Source organism: Tenacibaculum sp. MAR_2009_124, from assembly GCF_900105455.1.
Lineage (GTDB): Bacteria > Bacteroidota > Bacteroidia > Flavobacteriales > Flavobacteriaceae > Polaribacter.
This window is the reverse complement of the sequence record NZ_FNSF01000005.1, coordinates 1,065,325-1,085,642: the sequence shown is the minus strand read 5'-3', so window position 1 is coordinate 1,085,642 and position 20,318 is coordinate 1,065,325. Positions and strand designations below refer to the sequence as shown.

The 20,318-nt window shown below is 33.0% G+C and carries 18 protein-coding genes; 8 read left to right on the top strand and 10 right to left on the bottom strand.

Going from position 1 to position 20,318, the window contains the following annotated elements; translation table 11 throughout:
- Positions 1 to 21: 21 nt before the first annotated feature.
- From pgi to BLW23_RS15545, 7 genes are all read right to left on the bottom strand, one after another.
- Positions 22 to 1,590, bottom strand: coding sequence for a glucose-6-phosphate isomerase (gene pgi, locus BLW23_RS15575; protein ID WP_093671465.1), 1,569 nt, complete (start codon positions 1,588 to 1,590; stop codon positions 22 to 24).
- A gap of 5 nt (positions 1,591 to 1,595) precedes the next feature.
- The gene (locus BLW23_RS15570; protein WP_093671463.1) at positions 1,596 to 2,879 is read right to left on the bottom strand and encodes a peptidoglycan DD-metalloendopeptidase family protein; all 1,284 of its coding nucleotides are present in this window, start codon (positions 2,877 to 2,879) and stop codon (positions 1,596 to 1,598) included.
- Between the two features lie 188 nt (positions 2,880 to 3,067).
- Positions 3,068 to 3,847: a DUF3108 domain-containing protein gene (locus BLW23_RS15565; RefSeq protein WP_093671851.1), complete on the bottom strand. Its 780-nt coding sequence runs from the start codon at positions 3,845 to 3,847 to the stop codon at positions 3,068 to 3,070.
- A gap of 132 nt (positions 3,848 to 3,979) precedes the next feature.
- The gene (locus BLW23_RS15560; protein ID WP_093671461.1) at positions 3,980 to 4,897 is read right to left on the bottom strand and encodes a tryptophan 2,3-dioxygenase family protein; all 918 of its coding nucleotides are present in this window, start codon (positions 4,895 to 4,897) and stop codon (positions 3,980 to 3,982) included.
- 247 nt (positions 4,898 to 5,144) lie between these two features.
- Positions 5,145 to 6,305 carry a 4-hydroxyphenylpyruvate dioxygenase gene (gene hppD / locus BLW23_RS15555; RefSeq protein WP_093671459.1) on the bottom strand — a complete coding sequence of 387 codons (1,161 nt, stop codon included), beginning with the start codon at positions 6,303 to 6,305 and terminating at the stop codon, positions 5,145 to 5,147.
- Between the two features lie 48 nt (positions 6,306 to 6,353).
- Positions 6,354 to 6,551 (bottom strand): four helix bundle protein, encoded by a 198-nt coding sequence (locus BLW23_RS23920; protein WP_410529757.1) that lies wholly within the window; start codon positions 6,549 to 6,551, stop codon positions 6,354 to 6,356.
- Between the two features lie 86 nt (positions 6,552 to 6,637).
- Positions 6,638 to 7,795: a homogentisate 1,2-dioxygenase gene (locus BLW23_RS15545; RefSeq protein WP_093671455.1), complete on the bottom strand. Its 1,158-nt coding sequence runs from the start codon at positions 7,793 to 7,795 to the stop codon at positions 6,638 to 6,640.
- 344 nt (positions 7,796 to 8,139) lie between these two features.
- Between BLW23_RS15545 and BLW23_RS15540 the strand changes: the two genes are divergently transcribed.
- The 8 genes from BLW23_RS15540 (at position 8,140) to BLW23_RS15505 (ending at position 18,681) form a co-directional block, all read left to right on the top strand.
- The gene (locus tag BLW23_RS15540) at positions 8,140 to 10,551 is read left to right on the top strand and encodes a TonB-dependent receptor (protein ID WP_093671453.1); all 2,412 of its coding nucleotides are present in this window, start codon (positions 8,140 to 8,142) and stop codon (positions 10,549 to 10,551) included.
- A gap of 271 nt (positions 10,552 to 10,822) precedes the next feature.
- Complete coding sequence (locus BLW23_RS15535) at positions 10,823 to 13,495, top strand: TonB-dependent receptor (protein WP_093671451.1); 2,673 nt, start codon at positions 10,823 to 10,825, stop codon at positions 13,493 to 13,495.
- Positions 13,496 to 13,550: 55 nt separating this feature from the next.
- On the top strand, positions 13,551 to 13,880 hold the full coding sequence (locus BLW23_RS15530) for a hypothetical protein (protein WP_093671449.1): 330 nt from the start codon (positions 13,551 to 13,553) through the stop codon (positions 13,878 to 13,880).
- 2 nt (positions 13,881 to 13,882) lie between these two features.
- Entirely contained in the window at positions 13,883 to 14,185 is a 303-nt protein-coding gene (locus BLW23_RS15525; RefSeq protein ID WP_093671447.1) for a hypothetical protein, read from the top strand.
- Positions 14,185 to 16,242 carry a PepSY-associated TM helix domain-containing protein gene (locus BLW23_RS15520; protein ID WP_093671445.1) on the top strand — a complete coding sequence of 686 codons (2,058 nt, stop codon included), beginning with the start codon at positions 14,185 to 14,187 and terminating at the stop codon, positions 16,240 to 16,242. Before BLW23_RS15525 ends, BLW23_RS15520 begins: the two co-directional genes overlap by 1 nt.
- A gap of 20 nt (positions 16,243 to 16,262) precedes the next feature.
- The gene (locus BLW23_RS15515) at positions 16,263 to 16,928 is read left to right on the top strand and encodes a class I SAM-dependent methyltransferase (RefSeq protein ID WP_093671443.1); all 666 of its coding nucleotides are present in this window, start codon (positions 16,263 to 16,265) and stop codon (positions 16,926 to 16,928) included.
- Positions 16,925 to 17,446 carry a flavodoxin gene (locus BLW23_RS15510; protein ID WP_093671441.1) on the top strand — a complete coding sequence of 174 codons (522 nt, stop codon included), beginning with the start codon at positions 16,925 to 16,927 and terminating at the stop codon, positions 17,444 to 17,446. Before BLW23_RS15515 ends, BLW23_RS15510 begins: the two co-directional genes overlap by 4 nt.
- A gap of 101 nt (positions 17,447 to 17,547) precedes the next feature.
- On the top strand, positions 17,548 to 18,681 hold the full coding sequence (locus tag BLW23_RS15505; protein WP_093671439.1) for a PepSY-associated TM helix domain-containing protein: 1,134 nt from the start codon (positions 17,548 to 17,550) through the stop codon (positions 18,679 to 18,681).
- A 76-nt stretch (positions 18,682 to 18,757) separates the two neighbouring features.
- Here BLW23_RS15505 and BLW23_RS15500 read toward each other — a convergent pair whose 3' ends face one another.
- Genes BLW23_RS15500 through BLW23_RS15490 form a run of 3 tightly spaced genes read right to left on the bottom strand, consistent with a single transcriptional unit; the run spans position 18,758 to position 20,310 of the window.
- Complete coding sequence (locus BLW23_RS15500) at positions 18,758 to 19,093, bottom strand: 2Fe-2S iron-sulfur cluster-binding protein (protein ID WP_093671437.1); 336 nt, start codon at positions 19,091 to 19,093, stop codon at positions 18,758 to 18,760.
- Positions 19,094 to 19,114: 21 nt separating this feature from the next.
- Positions 19,115 to 19,387 (bottom strand): hypothetical protein, encoded by a 273-nt coding sequence (locus tag BLW23_RS15495; protein ID WP_093671435.1) that lies wholly within the window; start codon positions 19,385 to 19,387, stop codon positions 19,115 to 19,117.
- A gap of 5 nt (positions 19,388 to 19,392) precedes the next feature.
- Positions 19,393 to 20,310 (bottom strand): sterol desaturase family protein, encoded by a 918-nt coding sequence (locus BLW23_RS15490; RefSeq protein ID WP_093671433.1) that lies wholly within the window; start codon positions 20,308 to 20,310, stop codon positions 19,393 to 19,395.
- Positions 20,311 to 20,318: the final 8 nt, after the last annotated feature.

Sequence of the window (20,318 nt, the reverse complement as noted above, 5' to 3'; positions counted from 1 at the left end):
AGTTTTAAAAGTAGTTAATTTTTAAGACTTTAGCATTTTTTTTGCCAATTCTTTACCGAGTTCTACTCCAAATTGATCGAAAGAATATACATTCCATAAAATTCCTTGCACAAACACTTTATGTTCATACATAGAAATAAGCATCCCTAAAGTTTCTGGCGTCAATTTTTTGATAGTTATTGCCGTTGAGGGCTTATTTCCTGAAAAAACTTTGTAAGGGAGTAAGCGTGCTAAATCATCAAGTTTCCCGTTTACTTTTAAATCTAAATGTGCCTCTTCCCTCGTTTTACCAAAAGCCAGTGCTTCTATTTGACCATAAAAATTAGCCATCAATTTGTTGTGATGATCCTCGTCTCCATATAATGACTCTTCAAAACCAATAAAATCAGCTGGAATTATCTTAGTTCCTTGATGCAAAAGTTGCATGAACGAATGCTGCATATTTGTACCAACACTTCCCCATACTATAGATCCCGTTTGATAAGTAACTTCTGCCCCATTCCTATCAACTCCTTTCCCATTACTTTCCATAAATGCTTGCTGTAAATACTCAGGTAAATCTTTCAAATAATGAGAATAACTAAAGATAGCTTCCGATTCACAATTTAAAAAGTTGTTATACCATACACTTAATAATGATAGTAAAACAGGAATATTCTGATCAAAATCTGAAGTTCTAAAATGGATATCCATTTTTTCTGCTCCATCTAACAATTCTCTGAATTTATCAAACCCTAGAGATAAACTAATAGTAAGTCCTACTGCAGACCATAAGGAGAAGCGTCCTCCTACCCAATCCCACATTGGGAAGATATTTTTTTTATCAATTCCAAAATCTACAACGGCGTTTATATTTGTTGATACTGCCACAAAATGTTTTGCGACATCAAAAACGGTTGCTGACTTTAAAAACCAATCTCTTATGGTATTTGCATTTGTGATAGTTTCTTGCGTTGTAAAAGTTTTCGAAACAATTACAAAGAGTGTGGTTTCAGGGTTTATTTTTTTTAAAATTTCCTGAACATGATCACCATCTACATTTGAAACAAAATGAGTGTTAAATTTATTTTGATAATACTTTAACGACTCAACCACCATTCGAGGTCCAAAATCTGAGCCTCCAATTCCAATATTGACTATATCTGTAATTGGCTTATCTGTATATCCTTTCCATTTACCGGAAATTACCTTTCCTGAAAAAGCTTTAATTTTTCTAAGTGCAGTTTTAATTTGAGGTTTAACATCTTTACCATTAACTAAAACAGGTTCTTCAGAATTACTCCTCAGCGCTGTATGTAAAACAGATCTTCCTTCCGTTACGTTTATAGCATCACCTGTAAAGTATTTTTCTATGGCATCTTTTAAATCAACATCATCGGCTAACGACAATAGATTGCTTAGTGTTTCTTTAGAAATTAAATTTTTTGAAAGATCTATTTTGAAATCATCAAATGCATAGGCAAACTCTTTTTCTCTTTCTCCATCTTCTTGAAAAAACTTTCTTAAGTTATAATGTTTTGTGTTTTCGTAGTGAGTTTCTAATTTTTTCCAAGCTTCGGTCTCCGTCGGATTAATGTTCTTTAATGCCATGTTTTTTAATTAGTTGCAAGATTTTCTTCCCCCAAAAGTATAGAATCTTCCTTTTTTAAAAAACAAATACTATCTAATTGTTTTCGAAATGGTTCTATATATTTAAAAAATCGAGGTTTAATAGAGTCTGCCAAAGGTTTTGCTGAAGGAAGTTTTTCTCTGAAGGGATCAACTTGTACTCTGTTTTTCCAAAAACGATAACAGACATGAGGCCCACTAGTATTTCCTGTCATTCCAACCCAACCGATAATATCTCCTTGCTTCACATAGTCTCCCACACGAACCTTTCTCCTTTTCATGTGTAAGTATTGAGTTGTATAAGTACTATTATGTTTTACTTTCACATAGTTTCCGTTCCCTCCTCTTCTGGCAGATTCTACAACAGTCCCACTTGCGGTAGTCATAATTGGTGTACCGTACGGAGCTGCGAAATCAGTTCCTCGATGCGGTCTTATTCTATTTCCGTAAAGTTTAATCCTTCTACGTAAATTAAATCTTGATGAAATTCGGTATTGAAATTTTATTGGTGATTTTAAGAAAGTACTTCTAAGCATATTTCCTTTTTCATCATAATAATCGGCTTCATTCTTAATAGTATCGGCAATAAATTTATAAGCATATAAATCTTCTCCTTTATGATTAAATAAAGCAGCCTTTACCTCTCCATATCCGACAAAAACAGTGTCGTTAATAAACTTTTCCTCGTAAACAAGTTTGAAATTATCTCCTTTCTGAAGACGATAAAAATCTAATGTCCATGCATAAATATCAGCAACTGTATTTGTTAGCGATGCATTTAACCCTAAACTATCCATAGTTACAGAAAGGTTTGAATTAATTTCACCTACTATTTCTTTCTCTATAACTTTTATCTTCTTTTTATGCTTAAAAGCGGAAATAATAGAATCTTTAAAATCAATAACAGTCGCTTGAACTCTATTATGCTTGTAAATAAAAACTTGCGCTTTTTCTAAAGAATCTTTTGAGGTTAAAATAGTGTATGGCCTGCCAGTTCTAACCCTTCTAACATCAAATGTATCTTTAATGGTCGTAGCTATTTTATTGATTTTAGGATACATCACATGATGTCTATCCAAAATAACACCAAAACTTTCCCCTTTTTTAATGGTATCGTTTACAATATTAAATTTATCTAAGCTATACCCGAAAAACATTATCGGCTCTGGCTTTTTTATTTCTTTTATTTCAATGACTTCCTTTTTATCTTCTTTTTTACAAGATAAAATAATAAAGATAGTGAGTAGTAGTAGGTATGTTATTTGTTTCAAAAAGAGCTGTTTTTAATGACCATTCTCGCAAAAATACAAATATTTACATTTGATTTTTACATTTTAACAACTCACAAACAACATATAGCATTTCCAACTCAGTATTACCCATTAAAAATTGGCCTTCTTCGTTTACACAAAAAATATCGACTTTTTATTTACGTAGTATTAAATCAGAACAGGTATTATTACTTTGTAAATATAATCTCAAAAGGATTGGCCAAGCCTTTATATGCTTCTAATTCTGCCCTTAAAGACCCTACTGCTAAAGATGCCTTCATTTTAATTGGCACTTTATTATCGTCAGCCGTAATCCAAACGGTAACACTTTCTTTAGCTTTAAACACTCTTCCTGCTTGCACTAACGGACGGAATTTTTGCGTTTTTACTTTTCCAAACTTAGTTTTTAAGGTTTCATATCCTAAACACCTTAATTTAAAAGGATAACTTTTGTCGTCAAAAAACATTGACACATTAATTTCGTCTCCTTTCTTCATGCTTTTTGTATTATAATTCCTCAAAAAATAAAATGTCGAAATCATATCTTGAGGACTTTTTACAGAAATAATACTGTCCTTTTGTTTGATAAAATCCTGAACGTATGCTGTATTGCTTTCATAATTAAAGGTGACATTTCTTTTCTTTTTAAATCCGCCTTCATCAATGTCTCTTACAAATAAATAGGGTTTTACTTTTTTTGGTGTAAAATAACTTTCATACCTATCATTTACCTTAAAAAACCAACTGATCATACCTGATGTCCATCCTTTACCAATTGCATGAATTACTTTTCTGCCCTTAAGCGTTTCATCTTTTAATTCCAAAGTGGCTGTTCCTGCTCTCAAAAAACCGCTATAGCTCATTTTATATTTTAGCCATTCTCCTCCTTTAAATGGAGTAGGTAATTCTTGAGCGTTAATATTTAACGTCAAACATATTAAAGCTAAAAAAGTGATATATTTTCTCATCTGTATTCTTTTATAGTTCCACATGAAACAAAACATTTAATTCTGTTTTCATCAAACTTATGAATTTTGATAAACAATTTCTATTCCAAAAAATAAAAAAAGCCATTGAAATTTCATCAATGGCTATAATTTTTAAAATGTTCCCCAATTTTTAAGCTCTTCTTCACTCCATAAATAGGGAAAGAAAATTCGTCTTTGATATTTTGGGTGTAAATATTTTCTCCAATTACTACCACCTGTTGCTTCCAAAGCTGTATCATCTCCTCCTAAATATTTTCCAGCGGCATTATAATGTGCCATTACCCATTTAACATTTACGGTATAATCGTAATGACGCATAGCTTCAATCAACTCTTTATCCTCTCTGGTTTCTTTTGGTAATTGTTTAAACTTTACAGATAAATTACAATCTCTATAATCTTCCATAAAATCAATAAACTCTCCCATATACTTTTTCTCAAAGAGTTTCAATAAAGTTGTTTTTTGACCTGTAGTATAATTTTTACCAGCTGCTTGCCAATACAAATGATCATAGGCATTTTTAAATGACGAGCTTCGATCAATCGTATCTCTAAATCGTGAATCAATTAAATTGATTAATTCAGTTGAAGCAAACTCAACCTTTCTATATTGAGCACTTTGAAAACCACTTGCTGGCGTTAAAGCGCTTCTAAATTTTAAATATTGTTCAACATCCATTCCATCAGCCATTACTGAGAACGAGCTGCAAAGCATATCAAAATATCGACTAATTCTTGTTAAATGTTTCGAGAATTTCTCCGCAGAAATTTCAACAGCCTTTGCTACCTGATCAATTTCCCACAAAATCATTTTGAACAATAATTCATTTACTTGATGGTACATAATAAACACCATCTCGTCTGGCTCAGTTGTTCTAGGTATTTGCAAACCTAAAAGAGCATCAGTTTGTATATAATCCCAATACGTAATAGGTTTACTCCAAAGAAGTCCTTCTAGCATTGTTTCTGTAGAGACTCCAAGGTCATTGTATTTTTCTTCAATGGCCTTTAATAATTCCTCTTTATTCATGTGTCAAAATTACAATAATTGTTAATCATTTACTCGCTTATGAGTATTTAAATGTTTGCCAAAAACCGGAATTCCTCTTCTCTTAGTGTATTTTTAATACAGGGCGTTTGACTTTTTCCATATGCGATAATATGATTAAGAAAAAGGAGATTTTATGTTTATATATCGATTCATTTTTTTTTAGAAAACAAAAAGCCAAGAAATTAGTTATAATTCTTGGCTTTATTTTCTCATATTCTATAGTTGATTATAGTGTTCCTCTTAATTGTTGCTCTCTTTCAATAGATTCAAACAACGCTTTAAAATTTCCAGCTCCAAATCCACGAGCTCCCATTCTTTGAATAATTTCAAAGAATAAAGTTGGTCTATCTTCTACTGGTTTTGTGAATATTTGTAATAAATATCCTTCCTCATCTGCATCAACTAAAATAGATAACTCCTGTAATTTAGAAATATCTTCTTTCATTATTTCCATATGCACTCCTAATCTCTCAGGGATCATATCATAATAAGATTGTGGTGGTGGTGGTAAAAACTCTACTCCATTAGCTCTTAACTGAGCAACCGTTTTAACGATATCATCCGTAGCAACTGCAATATGCTGAACGCCTTCTCCTTCGTAAAAATCTAAATACTCTTCAATTTGAGAACGCTTTGCTGCTTTTGCTGGCTCATTAATTGGAAATTTAACCCTTCCATTACCGTTACTCATTACTTTACTCATAAGTGCTGAATATTCAGTATGGATTTGCTTATCATCAAATGAAAGAAAGTTCTCAAACCCCATTACTTCTTCATACCATTTCACCCACTTGTCCATTTGCCCCCAACCGACGTTACCTACCATGTGGTCGATATACTTTAATCCGGCACTTGGTGGGTTATAATCAGGATTCCATTCTTTAAAACCAGGTAAAAAAGCACCAGTATAATTTTTACGCTCTACAAACATATGAACCGTTTCTCCATAGGTGTAAATTCCAGAACGAACTACCTCTCCATGTTCATCTTTTTCAACAGTTGGCTCCATATAAGATTTTGCTCCTCTTTTTGTTGTTTCTTCCCAAGCGGAACGAGCATCTTCTACCCATAAAGCAACCACTTTTACACCATCACCGTGCTTAACAATATGATCGTTAACAGCTGACTCACTATTTAATGGAGTAGTCAAAACCAATCTTATTTTATCCTGCTTTAACACATAACTTACGGAGTCTTTCGATCCTGTTTCTAAACCACGATAAGCGTGAGATTGAAACCCAAATGCTGTTTTATAAAAATGGGCAGATTGTTTTGCGTTACCTACATAAAATTCAACATAATCTGTTCCTAAAAGTGGAAGGAAATCTTGAGCTCCTTCAAATATTTTTTCTAAACCGTAGTTTACTGATTTTATTTCTTTTGACATGTGTTCTTCTTTTTTGAAAAGAGAAAAAAGATATTAGAAAAGATGCTATTATAACTTTTTTTGAAAGCTCATTGCCATCTTATGGAATTCTACAATTCTTTCTTCAATCTTTGTTAATTCTTTTTTCGTTATATAATTTCGTTTAAGAGCAATTATTAATTGCGTTTCTAACTTGAATGATGAGCCAAGTGAGATATCCATAAAATGAGAAAACCCTTTATCAACTCTTGAAGGTCCTTCCTGAATATTTCTTGGGATAAAAATTAACTTTCATTGACTTAAAATACCAGTCAAAATTTTCACCTTCTATCCTCTTGTCTCTTTATTCAAAGTTATTCTAACCAAGATTTATAATAATCTTCATCTGCTATTTTCATAGCTTCTTCAGTTACCATTAACGGTTTAAAAGTATCGACCATTACCGCTAATTCTTCTGTTTCTTTTTCTCCTATACTTCTCTCTGCAGCACCAGGATGCGGTCCGTGAGGAATTCCTGCTGGGTGCAATGAAATATGCCCAGGAGCAACATCATTCCTACTCATAAAATCTCCATCTACGTAATAAAGAACCTCATCAGAATCAATATTACTATGGTTATATGGAGCCGGAATAGAGTCGGGATGATAGTCATATAAACGTGGTACAAAACTACAGATTACAAATCCAGCACTTTCAAAAGTCTGGTGAATTGGAGGTGGTAAGTGTATTCTACCTGTTATTGGTTCAAAATCATGGATAGAAAAAGCATATGGATAATTAAAACCATCATACCCAACTACATCAAAAGGATGAGAAGCATAAACCATTTCAATGATTTCATTCTTCTTTTTAATTTTCATTAGGAAATCTCCTTTTTCATTATGAGTTTCCAATTCTTCAGGACGACGAATATCTCGCTCGCAATAAGGCGAATGTTCCAACAACTGTCCAAACCAATTTCTATAACGTTTCGGAGTATAAACCGGACTATATGATTCTACAATAAATAAACGATTATCTTCATCATTAAAATCTAATTGATAAATGATTCCTCGTGGAATTACTAAATAGTCACCATATTTAAACTCTAAATTACCCAACATGGTGCGTAACCTACCCGATCCTTTATGGATAAAAATCACTTCATCAGCATCGGTGTTTTTATAGAAATAATCTTCAGTAGATTTTCTCGGCGCCGATAAAATCACATTACAATCGCTGTTGGTAAGTACAACTTTTCTACTCTCTAAATAGTCGTCAAATTGAGGTACTTGAAACCCTCTAAAACGATACGATTGAATGTTATTGGCTTTAGCAACCTCTGGTTCAACACTATACTGTTTTTTTATTTCTTTGACCATCGTTGGTCTATACTCGTGGTACATGTTAGTAGACATACCATCGAATCCAATAGTGCCAAAAAGTTGCTCGTAGTATAAGTCACCATTTTCCTTGCGGAACTGTGTATGGCGTTTTGGTGGAATTTTTCCTAGTTTATGATAAAAAGGCATATTTTTTTGATTTAAAGATTATTATTCATTGTTTCTCTCTTTAAATCAATATCACTCTGGATTTCTCTTTATAAGAAATTTTAAAAGTATTAATAAGCCCTCGTAAGTATTACAAGCCATCATAATTTTAGATTCTTCCTACAAATATACAGATTTATTCAATGCTCCGTTAAGCAATTCAGCATCAATAGATCAGCGTTTTTTATTTAAAACAACTCTAAACAGCAGTAATCTAGCGGGAAACGATCATCAACAGAATATTATTTAAATTTATTCTAAATAATTTTTGTTATTCGAATAGATTGAAATAGTTTTGCGGTTAGTTTTAAATTAATCTAAATAAAATGAAAGGAACTATATCTACTATTCTATTTCTTTTAGTAATAGTAAAATCCATCGCTCAAGGGGGACAAGTGAGTGGGGTAATTGTTGATAACAATAATTTACCCATCGTTGGCGCCAATGTACTTGTTAAAAATACATCAACTGGTATTCAATCGGACATCAATGGAGAATTTCAACTAACTCTAAAATCTTTTAATAATGTAGAATTAATCATTTCTTCTGTAGGATTCAAGACTAAAGTAATTTCCGTTAAAAAACCGGAGAAATTAAGTATTACACTTTACGAAGGAAATGAAATACTTAACGAAGTGGTGATTGACACCGACAGGAAAAACAAATTCTCTCGTAAACAAACAGCCTATGTTGCAAAATTACCTTTAAAAAATATCGAAAATTCACAGGTATACAGTACCGTAACTAACCAACTTTTAGTATCTCAGTCAGTAGTAAGCTTTGAAGAAGCTTTAAAAAACACCACTGGAGTTGAAAAACTTTGGTCTTCAACAGGACGAGGTGGTGATGGTGCTGGTTTTTACTCGATTAGAGGATTCTCTGTTCAACCGCAATTGGTAAATGGAGTTCCGGGTATAACCAACGGTTTCATAAATCCTGATAATGTAGAGCGTATTGAAGTTGTAAAAGGACCTTCTGCAACATTATTCGGAAGTACCGTTACATCATACGGTGGGCTGATTAACATCGTTACTAAAAAACCTTATAAAGGTACCGGAGGTAATATTACTGTTGGTGCAGGCTCTTTCGGATTCAGTAAAGTTACCGTAGACTTCAATACCAATTTAGAAAGTAATGAAAACATATCGTTACGTTTTAATGCCGGATACCAAACTGAAGATAGTTTTCAGGATGCTGGTTTTAGAAAAGCCTTATTTTTAGCGCCTGCCCTATCGTATAAAGTAAATGATCGTTTAACTCTTAATTTCAATTATGAGTTATCGTCAACAGATCAAACAAACCAGCCATTTTTATTCTTTAACAGATCGGCTCAATTACCTTTTAGTAATGCAGCAGAACTTAATTACGATCGTAAAAAATCGTTAACAAGCAATGACATTTCTATAAAAAATCCAACCCAGAATTATAGAGGGGAAATTGCATATAAAATTTCTGATAAATGGTCTTCTCAAACTGTTATTGCAGGAGGTAATGCAAAATCAGATGGGATTTACACATATTTATGGAACCTTGCAGACTGGTCAGTACCAACAAACCCAAGAGTTTTACCCGCTTTTAGTTTAAACGCACAAAGATCAGATTCTGAAACAAACACCTTCAACTTACAACAAAACTTTTCTGGAGACTTTAAAATAGGAACAGTTCGTAACAGAGTTGTTGTAGGAATTGATTATTTAGAATCACAAACATTAGACAGAAGTTCTAACTGGGCATTAATTAACGTGAACTCTCCTCAAGGAGATTTATTAAGCGGTTTACCTGTTAATTCCACAAATGTTAACGGTTTATTAAGTGGTGTTGGTAACATTGACACAGACATTAATCAAAACATATTAAGTGGATATGTCTCTGATGTTGTAAACGTTTTACCCGAATTATCATTTATGGCTGGAGTGCGTTTTGACAGATTTAACTACCAGGGAGATGCTAATAATCCAACTGATGATGACACGACATATATTGAATCAACTTTCTCACCAAAGTTCGGAGTTGTTTACCAACCTATCTTAAATAAGTTATCTGTATTCGCTAACTACCAAAATGGTTTCACTTATGTAAATCCAGAAATTGTTCCAGTAGATATTGCAAATCCATCTGCGGGAACACGAGTTCAGTCATTCGAGCTAGAGCAAGCAAATCAATTTGAGTTTGGTGCAAAAACGAATTTATTTAATAATAAATTAGAAACAAGCATTAGTTATTATGATATCACTGTTGACAATAAAGTTATGGGCTTTGGAGCTAATAAGCAGCAAGATGGTAAAATAAACAGTAAAGGTTTTGAAGTAGAGGTAAATGCTAACCCATTTGACGGATTAAACCTTAGAGGTGGTTTTAGTTATAATGATAACAAACTTATAGAATCAGAATCAAGGCCTGATTTAGTTGGAAGAAGAATTGGAGAAGCTGGACCTACTACTTCTTATAACTTTTGGGCTGATTATAAATTCAAGCATGGAATTGCCAAAAACTTCGGTTTAGGTTTCGGAGTTAACGGTGCCAGTGACTATGACACAATGATAGATTACCCAGCATCAGGCGGTTTTGATTTACCAGCATATACAATTTTCAATGCTTCTGTTTATTACGAAGTTGAAAAAGTTAGAATTAGTCTTAAAGCAAACAACTTAACGGATAAAGAATATTATAGAGGCTGGAGTACTCTAACTCCTCAAGCACCAAGAGTTCTATTAGGAACCTTAACTTATAAGTTCTAACAACTATTTTTCTTAAAATCAACCTATCCCCCAAAAACCTCAGAATGATTTCATTTTGAGGTTTTTCATCTTTTAAAAACCAGAACTATTTTAAAATCAACAATTAGCATTAAAATTTCAGTAATCTTTCTAAAAAAACATCGATTGTAAGAATCAGAATATCAAAACGAAAACCTTTCTTTATTTAAATTTAATCTAAACAAACTTTGTTTTTACCTTCTCATCAAGTATTTTTGCATACTTAATCATTTATTAAATCTAAATAAATAAAATGAAAGGATTTTTAAATGCCATTTCAATGTTTTTGATAATGGCTAGTGCTGTAGCTCAACAGGGGGAAATTAGAGGTACGGTTGTTGACAATAACAACGAACCCATACCTGGAGTTAATGTGACCGTATTGGGAACTAAAATTGGAGTGCAAACAAATTTCGAAGGACTTTTCGAAATAAAAGATGTACCTAACGGATCACAAGAAATCAAACTCTCATATATTGGTTTCAAAACCAAAAACCTTTTAATTACGGTTCCTTCAAAGAACCTAAAAGTTGTTATGTATGAAGGGAATGAACTACTACAAGAAGTACAAGTTACGGGCAGAAACAATCAATTTTCACGTAAAAAAACCGCTTATGTTTCAAAGTTACCTTTAAAGGATCTTGAGAACTCACAAGTTTATACTACCGTTACTTCTGAATTATTAGATTCTCAAGTTGTAACAAATATAGATGACGCTTTAAATAACGCCACTGGAATTAGCAAGTTATGGGAAGCTACAGGTCGAGCTCCTGGTGAAGGAACTGGTTATTTTGCTTCGCGTGGTTTTGCTACACAGCCTCAATTGGTTGATGGTATGCCTGGTTTTACATTAAGTGCTGTTGATCCTTCTTATATCGAAAGAATTGAAGTAGTAAAAGGGCCTTCTGCAACATTATTTGGAAGTACAGCAACTTCATTAGGAGGACTTATTAATGTAGTTACCAAAAAACCTTATGAAGGATTTGGAGGAAGCGTATCCTATACGACAGGCTCGTTTGGAACACATCGTGTTTCTGCTGACATCAATACTCCTCTTGCCGGGAAAAAAGGACCTTATTTCAGACTAAATGCATCATATTTAACTCAAGACAGCTTTCAAGACGCTGGTTTTAGAAAAACATTTTTCGTAGCTCCTTCGATCTCTTACAGAGTTAATAATAAGTTGAATTTCTCTTTTGGTTTAGAATACGCCAGAACACAACAAACCAATCCTTCAATGTTATTCTTAAGAAAAGGAATTCCTTTATTAGCTAAGAATCCAGAAGAGTTAAATATTGATCCTAGCAAATCATATACTTCTAACGATATCTACTTAACAAGCCCAACATTTAATACTAGAACTATTATTGATTATAAGATTTCTGACGAATGGACTTCTCAATCTATTTTTGCAAGTAGTTATTCTGAAGCTAATGGATTTTATCAATATAATGTTGATGGTGGTGCCTTAGCTATTCTTCAATTGAATAGTTTACTTACAAACCCTAACCTTCAATCATTATCACCTATTATTACTCCACTTGTTCAGCCTATGTTAACTGAGGCAGGAGGATTACTTCAAACGGATGCTTTTACTAGAATATTCGATAAGCGTGATGCCAATGCTTCTAACTACAACTTCCAACAAAACTTTATTGGTGATTTTAAAATTGGAGAATTAAGAAACAGATTGGTTGTTGGATTGGATTTTGTGAGTAGATCTCAGCACACAAGAATTCAAAACGGGAATCCTGTTATAACTACAACATCTAACTTCCCACAATTATTAGGATTCTTCGCTGACCCTCAATCTGTATTACCATCGATTCCAAGCAACTTTGTTCCCGCTTTAAACGCAACTGGACAACAAGTAGCTGGTGGATTTAATGCTTTACCATATTTTGATGCTTTTATTAATGCACAAGGAAACGTACTTAATACCAGTTTTACACCTGGAGCTACCTACTCACCTTCAGCTGAACGTTTAGAACAAGTTTTTAATCAAGTACCTCAAGTGAGCAGCAGAACAAATTCAAAAACTTACGCCGTTTACGTTTCAGACGTACTAAATGTAACAAAAGATTTAACCTTAAACCTAGGTTTACGTTTAGATCACTTTGACCAAAACGGAAACGAGAATGATCCAAATGATGACTATACAAAAACAACATTATCACCAAAAATTGGTGTAGTGTATCAAGCAATTCCAAATAAGTTATCTGTATTCTCTAACTATCAAACAGGTTTTATCAATGTTGATCCAGCAATTAACAACGATGGATCTGTTACCACTTTTCAACCAGTAAGAGCAAACCAGTTCGAAGGAGGGGTTAAAACCAATTTATTCAATGGAAAACTAGATTTAGGAGCTAGTTATTATCACATCACAGCTAATGATCAAACCGTTACTGATCCCACATCGGCATTAATAATTGACAGAATAGATCTAGCAGAAACTGTTAGTAAAGGTTTAGAGTTCGAAATAAATGCCAATCCTTTTAAAGGTTTAAACATCAGGGCTTCGTATTCTTATAACGATACAAAAGTAACTGATGCTACTAGTATTATTGGAGACAGACACGTTGATGAACTTTTGAACAGAAGACCAGAAGAATCAGGACCAAGTACTATCTATAATTTATGGGCAGATTATAAGTTTCAGCAAGGAACTTTCTTAAAAAATATTGGGTTCGGTGCCGGATTCAATGGAGCCTCAGAACATCATACCATTAATAATGCTATAACAGGGCAATTTACTTTACCAAGTTATACAGTATTTAATGCGAGTGCTTATTACGACGCTGAAAAAATCAGAGTTGGTTTGAAAGTAAACAATTTAACAGATGAAGTTTATTATAAAGGATGGAGTACTATAAATGCACAAGCTTCTCGTGCTTTCTTAGGTACTCTTACCTATAAGTTTTAACAAAAATCAGACTCCGAATAATTACTATTCGGAGTCCTTTATTATTACTAGCAAAATGATTAACCTACTTATTATAATTACACTCACCGGATGTTATGCTATTTATAGCACCTCGCAAAACATATTTCTTCCTCAAAACACTCATGTTGAAATTTGGATGCAAAACAACCGAAACCTTTCAAAAATCATAGGGTCAATTAACCTTATGGTTTCGTTATTTATAGCCATTTCTTTGTTTGGTCAAACTTCTGGTGTTTTAATATGGTTCCTTATAACCATGATACTACTGAGTTTATTAATTGTATTGGTTCCTACCAACAAGTTAACCAAAATAGATGTAATCTTCATTTTTGCCATTTGTTTAATCCTTGAATATTTACTTTAACCATGCCTGCTAATCCAAAATATTTAACCAAATCACCATGGCACCAATTCGCTAAAATTTCTGCGGGAATTTTAGGTGGTTATATCATTACCGCCCTACTACACATGCTTTTTGCTATCTGGGTTCCATTACATAATGAAGTACTCATTACCTCCGTTTTTTCACTGTTCATCGTTTGGTGTGTTTTACTAATTGTACCTTATTTATTTGAGAACGGCTGGAAAGCCTGGGGCATCTATGGAGTTTCAATTATATTCTTATATACCTTGTACTTTTTTGCTAATAAAAACAATCCGTTTATATAATGAGTACAAGAAATTACAACGTATTTTTTAATGCTCATACCATAAGCGGTATTGTGATAAGTATTGCATTATATGTAATTTTTTTCGCAGGTGCTTTTTCTTTGTTCAAAGAAGAAATTCAAGTTTGGGAAGAAGGAAATCCTATTAGTTATACTCAGAGAAATGATATCAATTTTGATAAAATACTCGACAGCTTAAACAATCGCTATGAGCTACATGGAAGAGACTTAAGACTAATTCTAAGTGAGACATCAGATAAAATGTATTTATCTATGGGAGCCAGTAAAGACTCTCTAGCTTCTGAAAAAGGGAAGCAACCCAACTACTTTTATGTAAACATAAATACTGTTGAAACCGAAACCTATACGCAACAATATAGCTTAGGAGAATTTCTTTTTCGTCTTCACTTTTTCCAACAATTACCAACTATTGGTGTTTACCTAGCTGGTCTTGTTTCGTTTTTCTTTCTGTTTGCAATTGTAACGGGAGTTATTGTTCACTGGAAAAAAATAATCCCCAACTTTTTTGCATTTAATCCAAAAGCGATTTTAAAGAAAGTTTGGGCAGATGCTCATACAACACTCGGAGTTATTGGTTTACCATTTCAGTTTATTTTCGCAGTTACTGGTGCTTATTTCGGTATCGGTATTTTAGTTTTATTGCCTGCTAATTTCTTGTATAATGGTAATCAAGCGAAACTTATGGAAAGTCTTCGACCTGAAATGAAAAGCTATGAATGGATTACTACATCGAAACAAGAAAGTCCAAGCTTTAATAGTTTTGCTACCAAAACAGTAAATGAATGGGATAACTTTCACCTAACCAACGCATACATTAAAAACTACGGTGGCGTTAATATGAAATACATACTAATAGGTGAACTAGAAAGCCATGATCGCTTCATTGGATCGGGTAGAGTTACCTATGATGTTAATTCTGGTACTATTGACACTGTTAAAAATCCAAACCGTCTAAATTATGCACAAGATGCGCAACGTGTTATTAGTAAATTACACTTTGCAGATTTTGGTGGTATTTCACTTAAAATAATTTATTTCGTTCTAGCCTTAATTACTTGCTTTGTTATTATTACTGGAGTACTTATATGGATAGAGGCACGAAATAAAAAAAGCATGGCTTTAAAGCAGCGATTATACACTGCAAAAGTTGGGCATATTTACCTTGCAATGTGTTTATCCTTACTTCCAGTAACGGCATTGGCCTTTTTATTTGTAAAGTTTACGAGCGGGTATTTCGACGATAAACAGAATGCCATTTACTATTTTTACTTTACAACTTGGTTATTATTCATCCTATTTTACAGATTTAAAAGAGATAATTACTTTACCAACAAATCAAGCTTATTATTAGGGGGGATTCTTGGTTTACTTATTCCTATTAGCAACGGAATTATTTCAGATAATTGGATTTGGAACACCTACCTAAATAATCAGTTTGACATTTTATTTATCGATTTACTTTGGATCATTATTTCTTCACTTGCCTTAATCATTTATTTTAAAATAAAGCCAAGTATCAAAGAAAAAAGTGCTTTTTCAGTTGCTCCAATTGATTATAAAAATATAGCGGCTTTAAAAGAGGAAGAAGCCTTAAAAAAAGAAAGAAAACCTCAAGATCAAACTATAATTAACGACAAAAACTACATACCTATGAGAACTAAAATCTCTCTTTTATGGATATTTATTGCCATTGGATTTATTCTACATCATATTTACGGATTAGCTCATATCTATTTTCAAGAATCTGTTTTAATAGAAGGTAGCACTGGAGAAACCCCTTTCTGGGCTCATCAGTGGAGAATTTTAATGGAAGGACTCGCCTTAACTTTTGGTCTTTTAAGTATAGAAATTTCAAAGAAGTGGTTTATACAAATCTCTTTTATTTGGGCCATTATCGTCGGATTATTTAACGTTTACCACGTTATTACCGCGATTATTCACGAAGCTTCTAACCTATCTGAAATTTTAATTTTATTCCTTTTAGTTATTGCTAGCGTGTTCTTAATTAAGAGCATTAACCAATGGCGTAAAGATTAATTTAACACCATAAATTTACTATGGAACTTACTAAGGAAGAACTTCAGGAACTAGAAAATCAATTAAGTTGCCCAACAGGAGATAAAGGTATTGAAACGGCAATTTTAATGAACAACACAAACATTGGTATGACAAAATCGTCTATCGATGCACTCCACATTGCTAATAATGATGTGGTTTTAGAACTTGGACATGGTAATTGTGGTCACCTTGATTATTTATTAAAAAAAGCCTCAAAACTGAGTTATATAGGTTTAGAAATTTCTGAAACTATGAAACTCGAAGCTCAAAAACAGCTTCTCAACAAAGAATATTTTTCTGAGGTTTCATTTAAATTATATGATGGAAAAAAACTTCCATTGGAAGACAAATCCATTCAGAAAATATTTACGGTGAACACTTTGTATTTCTGGAAAAATCCCACACAATTTTTAGAAGAAATTTCAAGGGTACTTTCAGAAAATGGCATTTGCATTGTAACCTTTGCTCAAAAAGACTTCATGCAAAAACTTCCTTTCGTAGGAAATAATTTTAAGTTATACAATACAACAGATATAGAGCTATTGGTAAAACATTCGTCATTACGAATTAGTCAATTACTTCATCGAACCGAGAAAGTTAAAACCAAAACGGGCATATTGGTTGACCGACATTTTACGATAGCTATTTTAAAACACAAATCATGAATAAAACAATAGGATTAATTTACGGATCGGACACAGGAATGACTGAGGAAATTACACATAATATTGTTGATGAATGGAATACCTCAGACATTAAAGTAATTGAAGTAAGTAATGCTACATTATCTGACTTCGAAAAGTTTGACTTTTTAATTTTAGGTTTATCTACTTGGTATGATGGGGATCTTCAAAGCGACTGGGAAAGTTATTTTGAGGAATTTAAAACCATTGACTTTACGGGTAAAACTATAGCTCTTTTCGGTTTAGGGGATCAATACGGTTACGGTGAATTCTTTATAGATGGTGTTGGTATGTTAGCCAAAGTAATTCTAGAAAATGGCGGAGAAATAATAGGTAACTGGCCTGTGGAAGGGTATGATTTTAGTGAATCGAAAGCTGAAATACAGGGTGAGGATCTATTTTACGGTTTAGCTATCGACGAAGACAATCAACCTGAGTTAACACAAGAAAGAGTGAAAAAATGGCTTGATCAATTACAAACCGAAGCCTCTTTAAACTAATAAAGTATTTAGTTAACCTCAACCTTTTGCGTTGTTAATAATTCCATTTACGTTATAAGATAACGAGGCATCTGAAATAATTTTGCAGCAATAGTCTGCACATGAAAAATTTTAAAAATGTTTCTCGCTCAATCCATGAATGGTTGGGGTTAACTTCTGGTTTAATTGTTTTTATTGTTTCTTTATCTGGAACCCTTTTTGTGTTCTGCGATGAAGTAATAGATATTTGCGCTGGTCAAGCAAAACATGTTACTTATGATACGGCTATTAGCAAAAAACCTTACGATCAGTTATTACGAAATTTTAAAGAAAAACATCCGAAAAGAGAGCTTTTTTACTTCGACGATTATAAAGATCCTACTCGAAGTTTTAGAGTTGCTTCTCACGAAAAACTTAAAGATTTCAGGTATACTTATATAAATCCATATACTGGTGAATTATTAAAAAACTCAAAATCCTATTGGGTTTTCTTCTATATAGCAGCAAAAATTCATTCCCAAATATTACTCAATAAAACGGGGCAGACTATTGTTGGAATATCTACTATTATCTTCCTATTTGAGTTAATCACGGGTTTGATTCTGTGGTTTCCAAAACGATGGAATAAAAAATCAAAACAAGCTTCCTTTACCATAAAAAAAGGAACCAAATGGAAACGTAAAGTATACGATTTACACAAGGTACTTGGTTTTTATGTATTGATTCCCGCCTTATTAATTACAATCACAGGTTTAATAATGTCTTTTAAAATATTAAATGACGTAACTCAAGAAATCTTTGGTGGTACTCCAAATGGGCATGAGTTGGCTGAAAAATATTATCCGAAATTCGAAAAAGGGAAACAAATAGTTCCGTTAGATACAATAGTTAATAATTTATATCAGTTAAATCCAACTGCTCATCAAGTAAGATTAGGATTTCCATATTCAAAAGAAACTAAAGCACATTTTTTTGGCGTAGCCGCAGAAGAAATAGGCCTAAAAACCTGGAAAAATGGTCATGCTATTTTAATCAATGGCTATACTGGATATCCCGTAAAAATGCCAGAGGAACTAGAGAATCATGAAATCATCGAACAAACAATTTTCGATCTTCATTGTGGCTTTTGGATGGGGATGACTGGTAAAATTATTACTTTTTTATCTGGTCTCATTTGTACAAGTTTACCTATTACTGGTTTTATTTTCTGGCTTAGTAGAAAACGAAAAAGGAAAACCTCAAAAAGAACAGCGTAGTATTATCTCAGTTAAAATTTAAGACATGATCTCTTGTTTAATACATATCAAAAATAGTGTTGTCTTAAATTTTAGCTTAACTCTCAGGAGCTAACTCAACTTCCAACCCATTTAAATCGGGTGTCATTTGAATTTGACAGCCCAAACGACTGTTATCTTGAACATCGAATGCCTCTGCAAGCATTGCGTCTTCATCATCTGACATTTCAGGTAGTTCGTGGTTAGAATTCACATAACATTGACAAGAAGCACACATGGCCATTCCTCCACATATTCCAACGGTTCCTTCTGGTGCTAGTTCGTATGAACGAACTACTTCCATTAAATTCATTGCCATATCAGTAGGTGCTATTACCTCATGAGTAACACCTTCTCTATCTGTTATTTTAATTGTGATATCTTGACTATCCATAGACTCTTCTAATATTCTTTTCTAAAAAAATTGCTCTAAAGGAATTACAGCGACAAAAATAATCAAAATAATGGCTAGAATTCTTATTCCAACTGAAGTAGTTTTATTCCCTGTTTTAAAATTCGGGCTTTTAAAGCTGAAAAAATCATTTTCCTCCATAAAAATTGGGTTTTCAAATAACGATTTAGCAAATTGATTTCTTTTTCTCGGAGACTCCAAATATTTCAAATAAACTATTGCCCCCCCTAATACTACCAAAATTAATAGATCAAAATTTATAATCAAATGTTCCATAGTTACTAAAGGTCTATAATGTTTTCTTCTTCTTTCAATTTCTTTCTTAAAACCTTGGCTCTTTTATCTTCTCCATCGTGACTCCACCCTGGTGCATTAAAAATATAATTCAACTTATCGCTCCATTTATTTGCTCTTTGGACATCCATCCAAATAGCCGAATATTCGTGAGTTGCTACCTTTATTGGGTTAAAGGTTTCAATATTTACTGTAAGTCCATATACAGGCTTATCAAGCTCTTTAACTTCTTCAGAAAATGTTCCAAACAAACGGTCCCAAATAATCAACACACCCGCGTGATTACAATCTAAATACCGAATGTTGGAGGCATGGTGTACACGATGATGTGATGGCGTATTAAATATAAACTCAATCGTTTTCGGAAGTTTATCAATTAATTCCGTATGCACGAAGAATTGATAAATTAAACTTACTCCCATCATCGTAAAAATCATTAAAGGATCAATCCCTAATAATGGAATCCATATCCAAAAAAAGAACTTGTGAACACGTTCACCTACTCCTTGTCGTAAAGCGGTTCCCAAATTCATATATATTGACGAATGATGTGATACATGACCTGCCCATAGCAAGCGCACTTCATGATTTAAACGGTGAAACCAATAATAGGAAATATCATCAGCAAAGAATAACAATAACCAAGCCCACCATTGACGTTGGATAACATCTTTAAGTGGGCTTATTTCATGTAAATAGAAAAATGCCACAAATGCCAATACTTTCGGGATGAACTCAACAATTCCTGAAAAAAGCATCATTAAAAGCGAGACTCCTGAATCTTTACCGTTGTACTTTTCTTTTGCAAATTGATACTCTACAAGTATGCAAATAAAAAAAAGTGGTAAAGCAAAGAACAATAACTTGTCTTGTGACAATTGTGTAACATAATCTAAGATATTCACGGGTTTTA

Excerpts from the sequence above, each read along its gene's own strand:
- pgi (WP_093671465.1), bottom strand. The coding sequence starts at position 1,590 with ATGGCATTAAAGAACATTAATCCGACGGAGACCGAAGCTTGGAAAAAA.
- BLW23_RS15565 (WP_093671851.1), bottom strand. The coding sequence starts at position 3,847 with ATGAGAAAATATATCACTTTTTTAGCTTTAATATGTTTGACGTTAAAT.
- BLW23_RS15560 (WP_093671461.1), bottom strand. The coding sequence starts at position 4,897 with ATGAATAAAGAGGAATTATTAAAGGCCATTGAAGAAAAATACAATGAC.
- hppD (WP_093671459.1), bottom strand. The coding sequence starts at position 6,305 with ATGTCAAAAGAAATAAAATCAGTAAACTACGGTTTAGAAAAAATATTT.
- BLW23_RS15545 (WP_093671455.1), bottom strand. The coding sequence starts at position 7,795 with ATGCCTTTTTATCATAAACTAGGAAAAATTCCACCAAAACGCCATACA.
- BLW23_RS15540 (WP_093671453.1), top strand. The coding sequence starts at position 8,140 with ATGAAAGGAACTATATCTACTATTCTATTTCTTTTAGTAATAGTAAAA.
- BLW23_RS15535 (WP_093671451.1), top strand. The coding sequence starts at position 10,823 with ATGAAAGGATTTTTAAATGCCATTTCAATGTTTTTGATAATGGCTAGT.
- BLW23_RS15530 (WP_093671449.1), top strand. The coding sequence starts at position 13,551 with ATGATTAACCTACTTATTATAATTACACTCACCGGATGTTATGCTATT.
- BLW23_RS15525 (WP_093671447.1), top strand. The coding sequence starts at position 13,883 with ATGCCTGCTAATCCAAAATATTTAACCAAATCACCATGGCACCAATTC.
- BLW23_RS15520 (WP_093671445.1), top strand. The coding sequence starts at position 14,185 with ATGAGTACAAGAAATTACAACGTATTTTTTAATGCTCATACCATAAGC.
- BLW23_RS15515 (WP_093671443.1), top strand. The coding sequence starts at position 16,263 with ATGGAACTTACTAAGGAAGAACTTCAGGAACTAGAAAATCAATTAAGT.
- BLW23_RS15510 (WP_093671441.1), top strand. The coding sequence starts at position 16,925 with ATGAATAAAACAATAGGATTAATTTACGGATCGGACACAGGAATGACT.
- BLW23_RS15505 (WP_093671439.1), top strand. The coding sequence starts at position 17,548 with ATGAAAAATTTTAAAAATGTTTCTCGCTCAATCCATGAATGGTTGGGG.
- BLW23_RS15500 (WP_093671437.1), bottom strand. The coding sequence starts at position 19,093 with ATGGATAGTCAAGATATCACAATTAAAATAACAGATAGAGAAGGTGTT.
- BLW23_RS15495 (WP_093671435.1), bottom strand. The coding sequence starts at position 19,387 with ATGGAACATTTGATTATAAATTTTGATCTATTAATTTTGGTAGTATTA.